This is a genomic window from Plantactinospora sp. B6F1, from assembly GCF_040120695.1.
Classification (GTDB): domain Bacteria; phylum Actinomycetota; class Actinomycetes; order Mycobacteriales; family Micromonosporaceae; genus Plantactinospora.
Genome location: NZ_JBEEAC010000058.1, coordinates 1 through 15,830 on the forward strand (window position 1 = coordinate 1; position 15,830 = coordinate 15,830).

At 69.2% G+C, this 15,830-nt stretch carries 18 protein-coding genes and 1 pseudogene; 4 read left to right on the forward strand and 15 right to left on the reverse strand.

Going from position 1 to position 15,830, the window contains the following annotated elements; translation table 11 throughout:
• Positions 1-204: 204 nt before the first annotated feature.
• From ABNF97_RS33165 to ABNF97_RS33225, 13 genes are all read right to left on the reverse strand, one after another.
• Positions 205-1,668: a glycoside hydrolase family 130 protein gene (locus ABNF97_RS33165; protein ID WP_349340959.1), complete on the reverse strand. Its 1,464-nt coding sequence runs from the start codon at positions 1,666-1,668 to the stop codon at positions 205-207.
• Positions 1,665-2,663: a glycosyltransferase gene (locus ABNF97_RS33170; protein WP_349340960.1), complete on the reverse strand. Its 999-nt coding sequence runs from the start codon at positions 2,661-2,663 to the stop codon at positions 1,665-1,667. The genes ABNF97_RS33165 and ABNF97_RS33170 overlap by 4 nt, the downstream gene beginning before the upstream one ends.
• A 50-nt stretch (positions 2,664-2,713) precedes the next feature.
• Positions 2,714-3,850 (reverse strand): glycosyltransferase, encoded by a 1,137-nt coding sequence (locus ABNF97_RS33175; RefSeq protein WP_349340961.1) that lies wholly within the window; start codon positions 3,848-3,850, stop codon positions 2,714-2,716.
• A gap of 117 nt (positions 3,851-3,967) precedes the next feature.
• On the reverse strand, positions 3,968-4,981 hold the full coding sequence (locus ABNF97_RS33180; protein ID WP_349340962.1) for a glycosyltransferase family 4 protein: 1,014 nt from the start codon (positions 4,979-4,981) through the stop codon (positions 3,968-3,970).
• The gene (locus tag ABNF97_RS33185; RefSeq protein WP_204290226.1) at positions 4,978-5,151 is read right to left on the reverse strand and encodes a hypothetical protein; all 174 of its coding nucleotides are present in this window, start codon (positions 5,149-5,151) and stop codon (positions 4,978-4,980) included. The genes ABNF97_RS33180 and ABNF97_RS33185 overlap by 4 nt, the downstream gene beginning before the upstream one ends.
• 35 nt (positions 5,152-5,186) lie before the next feature.
• Complete coding sequence (locus tag ABNF97_RS33190; RefSeq protein ID WP_204290225.1) at positions 5,187-5,687, reverse strand: inorganic diphosphatase; 501 nt, start codon at positions 5,685-5,687, stop codon at positions 5,187-5,189.
• Between the two features lie 130 nt (positions 5,688-5,817).
• Complete coding sequence (locus ABNF97_RS33195) at positions 5,818-6,348, reverse strand: DUF5994 family protein (RefSeq protein WP_349340963.1); 531 nt, start codon at positions 6,346-6,348, stop codon at positions 5,818-5,820.
• Positions 6,349-6,371: 23 nt separating this feature from the next.
• Positions 6,372-6,773, reverse strand: a complete 402-nt coding sequence (locus tag ABNF97_RS33200) for a lipopolysaccharide assembly protein LapA domain-containing protein (protein ID WP_349340964.1) — start codon at positions 6,771-6,773, stop codon at positions 6,372-6,374.
• Between the two features lie 180 nt (positions 6,774-6,953).
• Positions 6,954-7,991: a fatty acid desaturase family protein gene (locus tag ABNF97_RS33205; protein ID WP_349340965.1), complete on the reverse strand. Its 1,038-nt coding sequence runs from the start codon at positions 7,989-7,991 to the stop codon at positions 6,954-6,956.
• Between the two features lie 297 nt (positions 7,992-8,288).
• Positions 8,289-8,462, reverse strand: coding sequence for a hypothetical protein (locus ABNF97_RS33210; protein WP_349340966.1), 174 nt, complete (start codon positions 8,460-8,462; stop codon positions 8,289-8,291).
• An 80-nt stretch (positions 8,463-8,542) separates the two neighbouring features.
• Positions 8,543-9,265, reverse strand: coding sequence for a SigB/SigF/SigG family RNA polymerase sigma factor (locus ABNF97_RS33215; protein WP_349340967.1), 723 nt, complete (start codon positions 9,263-9,265; stop codon positions 8,543-8,545).
• Positions 9,266-9,489: 224 nt separating this feature from the next.
• Complete coding sequence (locus tag ABNF97_RS33220) at positions 9,490-10,221, reverse strand: GAF and ANTAR domain-containing protein (protein ID WP_349340968.1); 732 nt, start codon at positions 10,219-10,221, stop codon at positions 9,490-9,492.
• An 81-nt stretch (positions 10,222-10,302) separates the two neighbouring features.
• Positions 10,303-11,031 carry a GAF and ANTAR domain-containing protein gene (locus tag ABNF97_RS33225; protein WP_349340969.1) on the reverse strand — a complete coding sequence of 243 codons (729 nt, stop codon included), beginning with the start codon at positions 11,029-11,031 and terminating at the stop codon, positions 10,303-10,305.
• A gap of 576 nt (positions 11,032-11,607) precedes the next feature.
• Between ABNF97_RS33225 and ABNF97_RS33230 the strand changes: the two genes are divergently transcribed.
• The gene (locus tag ABNF97_RS33230; RefSeq protein WP_349340970.1) at positions 11,608-11,928 is read left to right on the forward strand and encodes a lipopolysaccharide assembly protein LapA domain-containing protein; all 321 of its coding nucleotides are present in this window, start codon (positions 11,608-11,610) and stop codon (positions 11,926-11,928) included.
• 259 nt (positions 11,929-12,187) lie between these two features.
• Here the strand turns inward: ABNF97_RS33230 and ABNF97_RS33235 are convergent, their stop codons facing one another.
• Positions 12,188-12,637 (reverse strand): hypothetical protein, encoded by a 450-nt coding sequence (locus ABNF97_RS33235; protein ID WP_349340971.1) that lies wholly within the window; start codon positions 12,635-12,637, stop codon positions 12,188-12,190.
• 659 nt (positions 12,638-13,296) lie between these two features.
• Between ABNF97_RS33235 and ABNF97_RS33240 the strand changes: the two genes are divergently transcribed.
• Both ABNF97_RS33240 and ABNF97_RS33245 read left to right on the forward strand, forming a co-directional pair.
• The gene (locus ABNF97_RS33240) at positions 13,297-13,791 is read left to right on the forward strand and encodes a hypothetical protein (protein WP_349340972.1); all 495 of its coding nucleotides are present in this window, start codon (positions 13,297-13,299) and stop codon (positions 13,789-13,791) included.
• A gap of 33 nt (positions 13,792-13,824) precedes the next feature.
• On the forward strand, positions 13,825-14,187 hold the full coding sequence (locus tag ABNF97_RS33245) for a hypothetical protein (protein ID WP_349340973.1): 363 nt from the start codon (positions 13,825-13,827) through the stop codon (positions 14,185-14,187).
• A gap of 435 nt (positions 14,188-14,622) precedes the next feature.
• Here ABNF97_RS33245 and ABNF97_RS33250 read toward each other — a convergent pair.
• Positions 14,623-15,498: pseudogene (locus tag ABNF97_RS33250) on the reverse strand (transposase); the annotation flags it as partial.
• 202 nt (positions 15,499-15,700) lie between these two features.
• Here ABNF97_RS33250 and ABNF97_RS33255 point away from each other — a divergent pair.
• The coding region (locus ABNF97_RS33255) for a helix-turn-helix domain-containing protein (RefSeq protein WP_349340974.1) at positions 15,701-15,830 on the forward strand (130 nt) is incomplete at its 3' end.

The window sequence follows — 15,830 nt, forward strand, 5'->3', positions numbered from 1 at the left end:
TGGCAGCAGCAGCCGCCTTCGATCCTGTAGTCCTCACAAACACATGATCAACAGGCGGCTGCGTCCACGTTACACACCCCCACCACATCCCACGAGGTCAGACCGCCAATGGCGGCTGCCGTACTAGGACGTATCTCGTGGATCTCCAGTGTGTGGTTCGGTAGATAGACCCGTATGGCTCGACGCCATGAGTTGACCGATGACCTATTTCTCCATCGCGGCGAGGAGCGTGGTCACCGGCGCGGTGGCGAACCCGACCCGGTTGTCGCTGGCCCCGTACGGCATCCACAGCTCACCGTCGTGGACGAGCGCGCCGCAGGAGTAGACGACGTTCGGCACGTACCCGTCCCGGTCGCCCGCCTCGGGGGTCAGGAGCGCGCCGGGCAGCCGCGCGACGACCCGGTCGGGCCGGCGCAGGTCGAGCAGGAGCGCGCCGATGGCGTACCGGCGCATGGGCCCGACTCCGTGGGTGAGCACGAGCCAGCCGGCGTCGGTTTCGATGGGCGATCCGCAGTTGCCGACCTGGATCAGCTCCCAACTGTCCCGGGGGGTGTGCAGCGGCACCGGTTCCTGCCACCGGTTCTCGCCGTCCAGGCAGGTCAAGCCGATGGTCTCGCCGTCGGTACGGCACAGGGCGAGGTGCCGGCCGCCGACGGTACGGGGGAACAGCGCGACGCCCTTGTTGCGGACGCCCGGTCCGCGCATCGGGGTGATCTCGAAGCGGCGCAGGTCCTTGCTGGCCAGCGCGCGGCTGGCGATGCGCCGGCCGTCGTAGGCGGTGTAGGTGGCCCGGTACACCGGTCCGGATTCATCGGCGAATCGCACGAACCGGGCGTCCTCCAGGCCATTGCTCTCCGCCGGGGTGGCGGGCCAGAGCACCCGCTGGTGCAGGGTGGTGTCGGCCGGGAAGGCTGTGGCGTAGCTGGCGGCGTTGGTGCGGCGCAGGTGGTCGAGGGTGTCCGGTCCGGTGCTGCGGAAGAGCAGCTCCGGTGGCAGGTCGCCGAGGACCCGCTCGAAGGTGGCCTCGTCGTAGCGTTCGGGCAGGGCGTCCAGCACAGTGGCGGTGATCTCGTTGTCACAGTCCTCCTCGGCCAGGCCAGCGGCGAGCAGGTCCCGGCGGCGCGGTACGCCCACCCGCTGCCCGACGACCAGGGGGCCGGACCGGTCGGCGACGCTGAGCCGGCGGCCTGGTCCGAGGACGGCGGTGGCGAACCCGATGGACGACAGGTGGCCTTCGCCAATCTGGCGCAGGCTGACCGCGACGCGCAGTTGCCCGGCGGTCAGGCCGGTCTGGTCGGGGTGGGCCATCATTGACGGGTTGCACAGCGCGGCTGCCTCGACCGCGTACTCGTGACTGAAGTAGGCACCGACGAGCAGCCGAGTGGTGGGCGAAAGGGCCCGGGCCCGGGCGATGCGGTGCCGGACCAGGTCGTAGTGGTGGTGGAGCGTGCCGTCCAGGTCACGGTGCCGGGCTCCGAAGCGGTCGAAGGTGTCCCTCAGCAGCCGGCCGGTCTCCTCGTCGTCGAGGTGCGCGACGCGGTCGATGAGCGCCCTCGCGCGGGTGCGTACCACGGCGTCGTCCTCGCCCGGAACGAAGAGCTTGACGATGACTCGCCGTGGATCAGGGGTGAGGGTGACGTCCTGCCGGACGGCGAGCGCTCCCGTCACGACCACCTCCGGGTGTATTGCAGGGTGGCGATGAGGGCGAGGGTGGACTCCGCACCCTGGTTGAGGTTGGGTCCGTATGGGGTCAGCCCGTCGTAGCCGCCGCCGGTCGCCGCATCCCACATCGGCGTGCCGACGTCGTTGTCGCCACGGAACCACTCGACCGCCTGCCGTATGCCGGTCTCCCAGCTGGGGTCGCCGGTGACCGTGGCGGCGGTGGCGCAAGCGTCGGCGAAGGCGGCGACCTCGATCGGTTGCTGGTCGTGGCGCAGCCGTGCCGCGCCGCGCCGCCACCCGCCGGTGGGTACCACCGAAAGGTGCCCGTCGCGGAGCTGGATGTCGCGCAACCACGCCAGCATCCGCAGACCGTCGTCGAGGGGTGGACCGTCGTGCCGCAGCTGGCTGGCGGCGATGACCACCTCCGCGAGAGCCGCGCTGGCGTAGGTGAGCGCCTGCCGCGGCCAGGGCCACCGCGGGTCGGATCCGGGGCCGCCGACCGCAGCGGCCGCATCCGCCAGCAACGTGGCCGAAGCGGTGTGCGTCGGGTGGCGGCGCAGCACCTCGACGGCGCCGAGCCCGGCGAAGGCCATCGCGTGTGGCGCCGGGGAACGCCGGGCGGCACCCCGGTTGAACGCAACCAGTGCCTCCTCCCGGATCCAGGCGGCGGGACTGCGGGCAGCGGCGGTACCCAGCCCCCACAGCGCCCGGCCCCACCAGTCGCCGAGCCCGGGCTCGTCGGTCCAACGCCGGTCGTGACCGAGCCGGTTACGGAAGGCGCCGCCGCAGTCCTGCGCGTGGGTCAGGAACGCCAGGTAGCGCTCCGCGAGGCGGAGCACCTCCTCGGTCGGCTCCGGCTCGCGGCTGGCGACGACCAGGCCGCGCGCGACGTCGTCGGTGCAGTAGCCGTGCTCGCGGCGGACGACGGCGTGCCGGGCGTGTTCGAACAGGCCGGTGTCGTCGCTCAGCCGGATCAGGTGCGCGAAGCTTGGCGCGGGCACGGCTAGCCGGGGACCGCGGTCCGGCGTGCTGGGCCGGCTGGTGGTCGTGGTCACGCCGATGCCGCGCTGACCACGGGCGGGTGTGCGGCGACGAGCCGTTCGGCGAGCGTGCCGTAGCGGGCCGCCACCGCCGGCCAGCGCAGGTCAGCGGCGAGCGGCCGGACGCGGCTGGCCAGCCGGGCCGCCAGGCCCGGTTCGTTGAGGATCCGCCGGATGGCGGCGGCCAGCGCCGCCGGATCCTGATGGGGTACGACCAGACCGGGGCCGCCGGTGAGCAGCTCGACGGCGTGCGGGAACGCCGTGGCCACGACGGGTACCCCGGCGGCCACCGCCTCGATGAGCACCCCGGAGGTGACCTGTTCACGGGAGTCGTAGGGCAGCACGACCAGGTCGGCGGAGCGGATCAACCCGGCGAGCGTGCGTTGGTTGTGGTAGATGTCCTGGTAGTCCACGGCATGGGCGACGCCCAGCTGCGCGCCGAGTCGGTGCAGTCCCGCCCGGTACGCCTCCCCCTGGTGCTCGGCCACCTTCGGATGGGTCCGGCCCGCGACGGTGTAGGTGGGTGTCGGGTCGAGGTCCTGCAACCGCGCAAGGGCACGCAACGCCCACTCGATGCCCTTGCCGGGGCCGAGCAGTCCCCAGGTCAGCAGGTGCGGGCGGGTACGGCGGTCGGCGGGTACGCGGACATGTTCGTCGGCGCCGTGCGGGATGACCGTGACCTTGCCTGGGCGTACGGTGTAGCCGACGGCCAGTCGGTTGTGAGCCGTTTCGGTCATCGTGACGACCGCTCCGGCGGCAGTGACGATCTGCTCCAGCAGGGACTTCTGCCGGGCCGAGGGCCGGCGGAGCACGGTGTGCAGGACCACGATGCTCGGCACGGTGAGCCGGCGCAGCAGCGGCAGGATGTCCTTCCCGTCGGTGCCGGGGTAGACGCCGTACTCGTGTTGCACGACGGCCACGTCGAAGGTGTTCAGGACGGCGGCGGCATCCCGCCATCCGAATTGGGCACGCGTCGACCAGGTGTGCACGACCCCGGGCTCGGCCCGCTGGTCGTCGCTGCGGTCGGTGACCCGGACGATGCCGCCGCGCGTGCCGTCGGCGGTCAGGTGGGCGGCGAGGGCGGAGTTGAAGGTAGCCAGTCCGCACCTGGTCGGTGGATGGGTGCTGAGGAATCCGTAGCTGGGCATGAGTGTCGGGCCTTCCGGTTGTCGGCCGCATGGGTGCAGGGGTGGCCTCACGCGGTAATGGCGCCCGCCGGCCAGCGTGTGTGGTCGGCGGAAACGGATTCGTAGGCGGTGGCCGGTTCAGTGGTGCGGTCGACGGATGAGGTGGTCGTAGACGGACAGGTAGTCGGTGACCATCCGGTCCACGCCGAAGCGCTCCCGGGCCCGGGCCCGGCAGCCGGCCCGGTCCAGCCCGCCGGCCTGGCTGACGGCGTCGACGGCCTGGTCGACGGTGTGGACCAGAAATCCCGTCACCCCCTCGTCGACGACCTCCGGCATCGATCCTCGCGCGTACGCGACGACCGGCGTGCCGCAGACCATCGACTCCACGACCGACAGTCCGAACGGCTCGTCGAAGGCGATCGGGTGCAGCAGGGCGGTGCTCGCGCCCAGCACCTCCGCACGCCGTCTCGGCCCGACCGAGCCGAGGAAGACGACCTGGTCGCCGTCGACGTGCGGGGCCACCTGTTCGGCGAAGTAACGCTCGTCCTGCACGATGCCGCAGATGGTCAGCGGCCGGCCGGTGCAACGGGCGATCTCGATGGCCGTGTGGATGCCCTTGTCCGGGTGGATCCGGCCAAAGGCAGCCAATCCCGGGCCGGCGTCGCGGGTGAACGGCAGCCCGGTGAGGTCAACGCCGTGGTGCACCGTGGCGACGTAGTCGAGTTCGGCGCTCCGATCGGCGTCGGAGATTGACACATAGGACGAGCGGGCCCGGGCGTACGCGGGGAGGATCCCCGTACCGGAGAAGCCGTGCACGGTGGTGAGCAGCGGAGCGCGGCAGTGATCGGCGAAGGCCAGCGGCAGCCAGTCGAGGTGGCTGTGCACCAGGTCGAACTGCGCGGAGCGGGCCATTGCGTGGGAGACGTGCATCGCCTCCCACACGCGGCCGTCCAAGGCCGGGTCGTCGGCGTACCCGCGGGGGCACACACCGTCGAGGGCGGCGGAGGTGACGGAGTCCAGCGTCGCGAACAGGGTCACGTCCACGCCCCGGGTGACAAGTCCTTCGGCGAGCAGGCCGGTCACCTGCTCCCAGGGGCCGTAGTGGTGCGGGGGTGTCCGCCAGGCGACCGGACCGAGCAGGGCAACCCTCACGGGGACGATGCGTCGGCAAGGTCGGCCGGATCAAGCCGCAGAGTGGCGAGCAGCCCCACGTGCTTGGCTAGGTCCACCCGCACCGGTAGTTCCCGCTCGACCCAGTCAGCCCTGACCTGCTGGCCGCGGTTTCGAAGGACATTGGCGATCCGGTCCCTGGCGATGTTCATCGAATGCTCCCTGGCTCGGCCTGGCGTGGTCATGGTCATCTGGCGGAGGTGGGCTGGCGGGCGCGTTCCTGTGAGTGTTTGATCTCCGTCTCGGCTTCGGTCCGGCCGGCCCAGATCCCGCGTTCGACGTCGACGCTCTTGCCGGGTTCGAGGTCCTTGTACACGTCGAAGAAGTGTTGGATCTCGAGCTTGTAGAAGTGCTCCAGATCCGCGATGTCGCCGAGGTGCGCGAGGCGGGGGTCAGCCGTGGGCACGCACAGCACCTTCGGGTCGGGCCCCTTCTCGTCCCGCATGCGGAACATGCCGATGGCCCGGCATCGGATGAGGCAGCCGGGAAAAGTCGATTCCTGTACCAGTACCAGCGCGTCAAGGGGGTCGGTGTCTTCGCCGAGGGTGTGTTCGATGAAGCCGTAGTCGGCCGGGTACTGGGTAGCGGTGAACAGGGTGCGGTCCAGTCGGATGCGGCCGGTCTGGCGATCCATTTCGTATTTGTTGCGTGTTCCCTTGGGAATCTCGATGGTGACGTCGAACTCCATGCGGTTGCTCCGCTCCTCGGACCTTCAGTCGGTGGCCGGCTGTCGGTCTGGTCGGTGATGGCTTCGGGGTCCGGGATCTCGAACCGAGGTCCCGGACCCCGCGCCTGCCGACCCGGGCGGATTGGAGCGTTCAGGTCCGGGCCGGCGCTGTGGGGTGTCGATCGGATTGAAGGTGGCCGCCTTCGGTCTCCCAGGCGGCGACATCGTCGCCGTGCACCAACGGTCGTGAGCGAGGGCTGGGCGGTATGGACAGGATGTCGGCGGCGCGGGTGGTGTTGGCGGGGCGGGAAGCCGCGAGCATGGCCGCCATCGCCGCGGCGTATGTGGTCTCGGGCGCTATCACGGCCAGGTCGATCCGCAGATCCCGCGGGCCTGTGATGATCACCAGCTCGGCACCGAGGGTGGCGAACCAGCCCACTCGCACCACGGCACCGCCGACGCCGATCCGGCACGGATGCCTGTCCCAGGCCGCCGGCTGCAGCATGATCCGTTCGATCACGCCACCACGCCGTGCGGTCAGCGCCGCGACCAGGCTACACAATTCGATGACCGGGTCGCGTGAGGTGGGCCACCAACCGCCGTCGAGCATCGCGCGGCTGGACGGCGAGTCGGTCATCCGCAGGCGTGCCGTAGGCGGCTCACCGATGCAGACCCACGTCATGCGGTCCTCGGCAGAGCGGACCATCAGTTCCGTCCCTCCGGTACGTCGGTGCCCGGGTCGGTGTCGGCGGGGTCTGGACGGGTGATGGTGGTGTAGGAGGTGGTGCGGTGCCTGTGGGTGAACAGCCTCAGTTGGATGATGCGCCGCATGGTGGCTTGGACGGTCACCAGCAGCACACCGAACACCGCGGCGAGCAGCAACGCGACTCCCATCGGCAGTTGCCCCTGCGCGCCGAAGAAGTGCACCTCCGTGCGTTGACCGTTCTGCAGGATGAAGATCAACAGCAGGAGCAGCACCACGGCGGACCCTGCGAACGCGACCAGCGAACCCCCAGCGCGGACACGCGGCACTGGCCGGGGCCGGTCGTTGATCTGCGGGCCCGACTGCACGTTGGTGGAGCGGGCGGAGCCGGTGAACCTGGTCATTGTGGACCTCATCTCGACGGTGGTGCGCGAAGTACGCGAACCGGAGCCGCCGGGGTCCAGGACGACATCCCCAGCCTACTCTCCGAGCGGCTGATCGGTACGCCCGAGATGTCGGATATACCAATCCGGACAAACAGGCCCAGGAGGGCGCCTCAGCTCCCGCCCGGCTGGCACGGCAGCTCAACGCGTGGCGATCGGAGGTGCGGGGGATCCAGTATCGTTCAGGTGGCGCAGCACCTCGGCCCAGGAACGGCCCAACGTGGTTTCGCGGTAATCGATGTCGTGCTCGGCGCAGGACCGCCTAATCAATGGTCGGGCGCGGCGCAGGTTGGGACACGGCATGCTCGGGAACAGGTGGTGTTCGATCTGGTAGTTCAGGCCGCCGAGCATGATGTCGAGGAATCTCCCGCCACGGACGTTGCGGGAGGTGAGGACCTGCCGCCGGAGGTAGTCGAGGTTATCGTCGGCGCCGAGGATGGGCATGCCCTTGTGGTTCGGGGCGAAAGAGCAGCCGAGGTAGAGGCCGAGCACGCCCTGGTTGACGACGATGAACGCGACCGCCTGCGCAGGGCTCAGGACCAGGAACACCGCGGTGAGGTAACCGCCCAGATGCAGGGCCAGCAGTCCGGCTTCGACGGGTCGGCGGGCGATGCGGCGCGGACCGAGGACCGCCTTCACGCTGTTGAGGTGCAGGTGCAGGCCTTCCAGCAGGAGCAACGGGAAGAACAGATATGCCTGGTAGCGCACGAGCAGCGCACGGAGTCCACGTCGACGGCGGGCCTGGTCGGCGGTGAAGGCCAGGGGTGCCACGGTGATGTCCGGGTCCTTGCCTTCGGTGTTGGGGTGCGCGTGGTGCCGGTTGTGCTTGTCCACCCACCAGCCGTAGCTGAGCCCGGTCAGGAGGTTGCCGTGCATGATGCCGATCAGGTCGTTCGCTCGGCGGGAGCTGGCTATCTGCCGGTGCCCCGCGTCGTGGCCGATGAACCCGGCCTGCGCGAAGACCACCGCCAGAGCCACCGCGACGCCGAGCTGCCACCACGACTCACCCAGTCGGATGAACAGGGCGCACAGTCCGGCGAAGGAACCGACGACGAGGCCGATCCGCACCGCGTAGTAGCCCCGCCGTCGCCCGAGTAGACCCGCCGCTCGGACCAGCCGGGACAGGTCCGCGTAGTCGCTACCGCGCTGCACCTCGGTGCCGAGGCTGGTATCGCTCATGATGGCTGCTCCCGCTGGTCCTTCTCCGTCTGCCTGTCTCACCGGCGGCTCGACCATCCGGTCAGGCGGGCCATGGGCTGTTGAGGCATCCGCCACGGAACCGGGCTCTCGCGGGCACGTCGCATCAGGCCGCACGCTTTCTCCCTGGTCGGTCCCGAGGCGGCCGGCTCCGATGCCTCTTCACCTTGAATTTTCGTCATTCGACCAACCCGTCGCAGCGGATTGGCTCAATAGCGCCGGAGCACGTCGCCGCGGTGGGAGGTGTGGGCCTGGCGAAGGGTTCGAGCAGAGCGCGCCTCACGGGGACGGCCCGTCCGCGAGATCGGCCGGATCCAGATGCAGGATGGCGAGCAGCCCAGCGTGCTCTTCGGGGTCCACCCGCTCCGGTAGCTCGCGCTCGACCCAGTCAGCCCTGACCTGCTGGCCGCGTTGGCGAAGAATGCTGACGATCTTCTGCCTGGCGATGTTCATCGGATGCTCCCTGGTAAGGCCGTCCGGAAGGGTCGTGCTACCGGCCACTGCGAAACACGCTGGTCCCGGTCGACTACCGGTCAGCGGAGCATCCCGGCTCTCAGCTGGGCCAGAGAGCGCTTTAGCAGCCGGGAGACGTACATCTGTGACAGCCCGACCCGGGTGGCGATCTGCGCCTGGGTCAGATCACCGTAGAACCGCATGGTCAGGATCCGACGTTCACGTAGGGGAAGCGCCGCGAGGAGCTGTCGGAGGGTGAGGTGGTCGTCCACCGCCGCGTATCCCGGATCGGCGGTGCCGATGTGCGCGTGCCGCTCGATGCCGCTGCTCCCAGGCCGTGGCTCGTTCAACGACTGCGGCCGGTAGACATCGATGGCGGCGACGGCGGCCATGAGCTGGGCGACGGTCACCTCCAGGTAGTCGGCGAGTTCTCCGTCAGTCGGTTCGCGATGGTGCTGCTGCCTGAGCTTGCCCCGGGCCTTGGGCACCCGGGCGCCCAGTTCCTGCGCCGCTCGCGGCACCCGGATCGCCCAGGCCGAATCGCGGAAGTGCCGTCGGATGCTGCCGAGGATGGTCGGGATGGCGTAGCTGGCAAACGGCACGCCCCGATTGCTGTCGTATCCGTCGACGGCTTTGATCAGGCCGAGTGCGCCAACCTGCGCCAGGTCCTCGTAGGGCTCTCCGCGGCCGGTGTAGCGGCGGGCCAGTCGACCGGCCATCGGCAGGTTCGCCTCGATGATCCGGTTCCGCAGCCGGGCACGTTCGGGATCGTCGACGTTCAGGACTGCGCGTCGACGCAACATTTGTTCGCTGGCCCTCGTTGCCGGGCTCAGCGTCGGAGGGAGCGAAACGGCTGCGGCTGTCACGATGGTGGTGAGCATGTTTCTATGCCCCTAACGGGCTGGTGGCGGCGAGACTGGCGGCCACCGGGGACCCGGGCGACACCGTCACCATACGCCTTCATCTTCCCGACCGACACCCGTGGACGCCGGGCCCCCGGAAACCGCCTCGGCGGTGGAGCCGGTCGTCAGCCGGACCGGTTGGCGACCGGTCCCGGCGCGAGCTGCTCGGAGCCGTCGACGATCGCCTGGGACAGTTCGGACAGTCGCCGGTTGCGGCTGCGGGCGCTGTCGCGCAGTATCGCGAAGGCTTGGCCCACGTCCACCTGTAGGCGTTCGGCGAGGATCCCCTTGGCCTGCTCGATCAGGACCCGGCTGTTCAGAGCGGTCTGCAGCTGTTCGGTGAGGATGTCGCGCTGATGGATGGCGCGGTGTTGCAGCAGTCCGATGGTGGCCACGTCGGCGAGCGCCTGACCGATGCGGAGCTTGTCCCCGTCGATGGCCCCTGGCTGGACGTCGAAGAGGTTCAGCGCGCCGATCACCTCGGAGCGCAGGCGCATGGGCAGGGCATGCACCGCGGCGAAGCCGACCTCGGCCGCGGCGGCGGTGAACCTCGGCCATCGGGCAGTGGTCAGGGTCAGGTCAGCGACCGACACCGGTTGCCCGGTATGGAAGCAGTCGAGGCAGGGCCCCTGGTCGGTCTGGAGCTGGAACAGCTCCAGCAGTCGGGTGCGTTCGGAGGAGGCGGCTACCACCTGCAGCGTGTCGCGTTGATCGGTCAGGAGCAGCCCGGCCGCCGACACACCCAGCAGCTCGACACATCTCTCGGTCAGCACGTGCAGGAACTCGATCACGTCAAAGTCGTCGATGAGAGTGTCGGCCATCTCCACGAAAACGTCAGCCAGCGGGGTCTCGGCCATGTCAGTCACCTCGTCAATCAGTGGTACCGCCGGTCGCCCGACGGTGGTCCGTAACGCGCCGACCCGGCGCCGATCGCTTGTTCACCCATGTCGGTCATCAGCTGTCCCGGCCGGTCCGAGACCCAGGCGCCGGGCGACGACGTCCGCTGCCACATCCCGCAGGCGCCGGTCCTGGGAGTACGCATAGGCGCGCAACCGGATGAGCGCCACCGCCGCGGGCACTCCCAACTGGACCGTGATCATTCCGGTTGCCTGGTGCACCTCGGGGTGGTGCAGGCCGGTCCGCTCGGGCCACTGATCGTCCCGGTCCGCCCCGTGGCGCGTCGCGTCGTCCAGCAGCACCGCGCATGCCGTGTCGGCCAAGACCAGCGCGTCGGCCAGTTGCTCCGCCCCGAGGTCACCGGCGCAGGCCCGGTAGAGGTCCAGGACACCGAGGCGGATCCCGCCCACCCGTAACGGCAACGCGAACACCGCGCCGGTCCCGGCGAGCACCGCGGCTGGCGCGAACACCGGCCAGCGGTTCCGGCACTCCGGCACGGTCAGATCGCCGACCAGGACAGGTCCACCGGTGGTCGCGTCCACGCACGGCCCCTCACCGAGGGTCAGGGTCAGGTCTTCCAGCTCCAACGCCGTCCGGTCCGTGGCACACACCAGTTCGCGCGGCGTGGCGTCGAGGATCACCGCGACAGCCCCCGAATCGACACCGGCGACCGATACCGCCGCCGCGCAGACATGATCGACCGCGACGGCGCCACCCCGGGCGGCATCGACGACAACGGCCCACAGCCGCCGCCGGCGATCGGCGGTCATCGGATCGCCACGCCCCGGGTTGTTTCTGTCCACTGCTGACTCCGACCCGGATCAGTCGAACGGACGCGCTGCCGTACGGCGCCGAGGTCTCGGGCGACGGTCAAACCGTACTCCCGCGTGCCGCCCACGCGCGACCGGCGGCCCACTGGACCACGCCGGCGCCAGCGGCTGCCGATCCGGTCGCGGAGGCGTACGCTTGCAGTGTCGCTCGGGACCCCGGTGGCTGACAGTTCGCCGCTGGCGGACGCACCCCACCGATCGAGGTCACCGCGTTGGCCACCCGCCACACCACATCCGCCGGTCAGGTCGCCGAATCTCCGTCGCATTCCTGGCCAGGCATCCCTGTAGCACCAGCACCCTGGACCGCGACAGCTCATCGCAGGCCACCCTCATCCAGGCACGCCAGCGTAAGACGGTTTCCAGGCGCGCCCTATTTTCATGGAAAGGCGGCGGTTCGTGATGACCGCACCCCGGAACAATCAAGTTCGATTCTTTCCGCCAGACGGCCGCGGCGGCAGCGATGCTCCTCGTGCGATGCCCAGGCGGCCGTCGGTGAAGCGCTCACGGATCGGAGGCGTGTGGGTCGCTGCCGTGGTGTTCGCGTTCGTGCTCCTGCTGCTCCTGATCTTCGTACTCCAGAACGGACAACGTGCCGAGGTGTCGTTCCTCGGCGCACACGGCACGCTGCCGATGGGGGTGGCGCTGCTGCTGGCCGCCGTCTTCGGGGTCCTGCTCGTCGCCCTGCCCGGCACCGCCCGGATCGTGCAGCTCAGGATGCTCGACCGCCGTCCCGCCACTCAGCCGGGCGGCCGGCCCGGACCCGACCCGACTCCCCCACCAACAACCGGCATCGCCAGCGTCCCGCTGTCGCCCCGCCCCGAGAATCGGGACGAATGAGCGTGTTCATCACCACGCGACCAGCCACCACGATCCCCGCACCGGTGCCCTCCGCACCCGGCTCGTCCTCGCACTCCCTCACGACCGGGCGGTTCTGGACGGCGGGTGGTGGCCGCGGTCCTGGGACCCAGCCGCCGAACTCCCGGCCTCGTCCTCGCCCTCGGACCGGACCTGGTCCGGATCATCCCGTCCAGCGCGCCGATCGTGGGCACTGAATCCGAGCCCAGGATCGGCCCAGCGCCGGTGGGCTGACCGTTAATTAAGAACGGCTGCTCGGCCCGGTGACCGCGTCGGTGACCGGGCCGAGGCTGTCGACAGGTCCGCCGGTAGTGGGTGAAACCGACGGGCCGAGCAGTGCCAGCCGCTCACCGTCCAGCGCGGTGATCAGTTGGCGACCGACGAACTTGTCGTATCCCACGCCGAAGGGCTTGGTGCGGCCATCGATCTCGCGGAGCCGTTCCGCTGCCCGGCGATCGACAATGGCCGTCACCCACGCGAGACCATCGACGCACCGCGGCGCAAGCTGCCACACCTCGACGAACACCTTCCGGCTCACCGCGAAGGCGACCGACGGGCGGCTTCGGCACCTTCCCCAGGTCTGCGGCGCAGTGCGGGCCTGTCTCGCCAACGGCACCTCTCTGTCCTTCGACTTCACCACGACGTTGCCGTGGCGGGCGAGGAACGGAGCCACGTCGGCGGGCGTGTCCACCGGGCGTGCGGGGCGCACCGCAGCCCACCGGCCCGCGCGACCTGCTTCATCAGGTTCTTGTCGCGAAATGGCGCCACCCAGCTGGTGTGCGGGCCCGGCAGGCCGTTGCTCGGTGCGGAACTGGGCCACCGGCAGCTGGAGGTTTTCCGGGAAACCACACCGCGTCCAGGCTCCGCCCCGCGTACAGGGCTGTGAGCATCCCGATCGTGGTCGGCTCGGAATCGATCGGGAAGCCAAGCACCGCGGACCAGTCGCTCAGCCGAGGAGAAGCTCGACAACCGCCTCGCCGGCACCAAGCGAGCACACCAGCACCAGCACACCGGCCGTGCCGCATCTGCCGGTACGGGCCGGCATCGGGTACCACACGGTTTTGCGCCCCACATTTCGCCCCAACGACACCCGGGCAGTCAGAGCAGTAGAGAAATCCCTGCTCAGAGGCGGTTTCTTCCGAACTCTCAACACCGGTCATCGAAGTGCAGTGTGGGGCGCTGGGTGACCACGGCTGTGACCACGAGATCACAAACAATCGGCGCCAGTCGATGACTGACGCCGATTGACCTGCATAAACGCGAGGTGGAGCCGAGGGGACTCGAACCCCTGACCCCCACACTGCCAGTGAACCAGCCAGCCTGTCGGAGCCCGCCGCGCAGTGCCGGATCGTGACGAACGCGCAGGTCACCGGCTCAGTCGGGGTCCGGACCGTATCGGCCTTCGCCGGGGCTTGCCGGACCGTCCGTGAGACGGTTGTGAGATATCACGGCCATCCGGCCCGGGAGGGACACTGGAGATCAACAACCAGCGCCCCTCCCGGCTCGGAAGTCTGCATCCAGCCAGACACCTTGGATTTACCCGGCTTTCTCTCGCTCGCCGAGAAGCTCGGCGGCGGCGTGGTGTACCTCAAGGCGGAGCCCTTCGAGCCGAAGCACGATGACGCGATTGAGAACCCGCCGGAGCATCTGCTCAAGCACCGAGGCAAGGTCGGTCGTGTCACTGTCGCGTTCGCGGTGAACGGCCTTGTTCACTTCTGGGAACAGGAGGCGCCGTGGTACGACGAGTGGCAAGACAGTGTGAACAGCGCGCACTCGCGGTTCCGGTTCGCACGCGGCGACCTCGACGACGGCCCGGAACGGCTCAGTGACGAGGAACGGGCGTGACTCACTGAGGAGCTGGCGAACAAGCTCCTGGCCATGCCGGAGTTCCGGGCCGCCAAGATGGGCGCCCGGCAGCGGGTAGCCAGGTTCGCGGTGCCGCCGGACACCCACGACTGGGTCCGCTGGGACGCGATCCGCGAAGCTTGCGACCGGGCCGAGGTCCTGGCCCAGACGCAGTACGCCCCGATCACCGATCGCCTCGACGACCTCGCCGCCGAACTGCTGACCACTCCCGCCTATCAACAGGCCAGCTCACCTGCCGCACGCAAGCAGGCAGCCGAGCAGTTCCTCATCTCACAGAGCGACGGATTCAGCCCGCCAGCACACCTCCGAGACGAGCTGTACGCGCGATCGCAGCGCCTCGCCAAGGCAGTCAAACAACCCTCCACCCTGCTGTAGCGGCCGGTCATGCCGTTCCAGATCGATAGCGCAAGCGAAGAGTTACCAGGCGTTACCAGCCGTTACCGCGACCGGCGTTGCCATGCCGGAAGCCTGACACCGAGACTCATCGCCGGCACCACTATTTCGAAAAACATCGATACAGGCGGGCCGAGGGCAGAGGTTCGTTGCGTCAAGCTTGGCAAACAGTGGACCGAGGAGCAGCACCCGTTCGCTTGTTCACGTCGCGCGCCCCACGGAACACGGAACAGCGCTCCTGCGGGGACCGGCCTCAAGAGCGAAGGAACAGCGGAGCACGCAGCGAACAGGTTCGAGAAGCGGTTGCCCGGCTTGCTCGGTCCGCCAGCCCGTACCCGCAATTCACTCCTTCGGCCAGTGGTGGGACTGCGTAGATTTCGGCTCTGTCTCACATTCGGTGGTGACGGAGGGTGCTGGTCAGCTGAGCAGGATTCGATGGCGCAGGAGAGCGAAGCCCGCTCGTCCGTACATTTGTCGTTTGATCAGTTTGGTTTTGGTGTTGACGCCTTCGGTGCCGCCGTTGTGGAAGGGGTGGGTCAGGGCGGCGTTGACGGCGTCGCGGTCCAGGCCGAGGCCGCGGATGAAGGTGTGCAGGTGGGGCAGGTCCGTGGCCTTGACCTCGGCGATCCACGTGTCGAGACGACCGTCGTTACCGGCTGCGGGTGTAAGGAGCGCGGCGAACGAGCCGATGAAGCCGGCCAGCGCGGTCATCTGTGGACAGGCGCCGGTGAGAGCGTCGACGAGCGTGCGCTGATGGCCTGTGAGCTGGTCAGGTGCGGTCAGGAGGTAGCGGGTCAACCGCCTGGGAGACAGGGCTGGGCGGTCGGCTTCGACGCGGCCTTGGGTGATGTAGCGGTAGAGCAGGTTGAGGCTGCCGGTGTAGCCCAGTTCCCTGATCTCGGCGAGGAGTTGCGTAGCGCCGACGGCGGGGTCTTGTTCCCGGCGTCGGCGCAGGTGGTCACGGTAGGGGTCGACGAGGGTGGGCCGGTACTGCGGTGCGCGGACCAGGCGTTCGGGTTGGCTGATTCGGGCGTAGCGTTTGACGGTGTTGAGGCCGAGGTTGAGTCGGCGGGCGCATTCGAGCAGGCCGACGCCCTTGTCGAGCAGGTCGTGGACCTGCTGCCACCGCTGCCGGGTGGTCACGGCCCGGATGCCTTGCTGTGGCGGCAGGCCGGTGGCCCAGCACGTGCTGTGGGCGGTGACCTCTTTGCGGACGGCCTCGGCGAGGTTGTGCCACAGGTGCCAGCGGTCGGCGACCTGCAACGCGTCGGGTAGGGCGCGGCGGACTGCTTCTAATGGTGAGATCAGCTATTGGAACTGTAGGAATGCCCCGGAGTTCGCTGGCTGAGATCGGCGGCGTAGGTGGTGTCGGCGTACGGGTTGGTGTCCCCAGGTAGGTACGGATGAACGTGGCCAAGTCAACGGCGTGGCGGTGTCCTGGTGGGGTGTCCGATGAGTAAGACTTCGCCCGATATGAGCTGGGCGGAGGGCGGCGATGGTTCTGCGGTCGGAGCGGTGGTTGGAGCTGCGCCGGTTCCGTGCGCTGCACGAGGCGGGGCTGAGTCTGTCGCAGATCGCCCGGGAGACCGGGCTGGATCGCAAGACGGTGCGCAAGTACCTACCGG

Coding starts and splice junctions, on each gene's coding strand:
- ABNF97_RS33220 (WP_349340968.1), bottom strand. CDS start 10,221: ATGGCCGAGACCCCGCTGGCTGACGTTTTCGTGGAGATGGCCGACACT.
- ABNF97_RS33215 (WP_349340967.1), bottom strand. CDS start 9,265: ATGTTGCGTCGACGCGCAGTCCTGAACGTCGACGATCCCGAACGTGCC.
- ABNF97_RS33200 (WP_349340964.1), bottom strand. CDS start 6,773: ATGACCAGGTTCACCGGCTCCGCCCGCTCCACCAACGTGCAGTCGGGC.
- ABNF97_RS33205 (WP_349340965.1), bottom strand. CDS start 7,991: ATGAGCGATACCAGCCTCGGCACCGAGGTGCAGCGCGGTAGCGACTAC.
- ABNF97_RS33195 (WP_349340963.1), bottom strand. CDS start 6,348: ATGACGTGGGTCTGCATCGGTGAGCCGCCTACGGCACGCCTGCGGATG.
- ABNF97_RS33210 (WP_349340966.1), bottom strand. CDS start 8,462: ATGAACATCGCCAGGCAGAAGATCGTCAGCATTCTTCGCCAACGCGGC.
- ABNF97_RS33225 (WP_349340969.1), bottom strand. CDS start 11,031: ATGACCGCCGATCGCCGGCGGCGGCTGTGGGCCGTTGTCGTCGATGCC.
- ABNF97_RS33175 (WP_349340961.1), bottom strand. CDS start 3,850: ATGCCCAGCTACGGATTCCTCAGCACCCATCCACCGACCAGGTGCGGA.
- ABNF97_RS33245 (WP_349340973.1), top strand. CDS start 13,825: ATGCCGGAGTTCCGGGCCGCCAAGATGGGCGCCCGGCAGCGGGTAGCC.
- ABNF97_RS33190 (WP_204290225.1), bottom strand. CDS start 5,687: ATGGAGTTCGACGTCACCATCGAGATTCCCAAGGGAACACGCAACAAA.
- ABNF97_RS33185 (WP_204290226.1), bottom strand. CDS start 5,151: ATGAACATCGCCAGGGACCGGATCGCCAATGTCCTTCGAAACCGCGGC.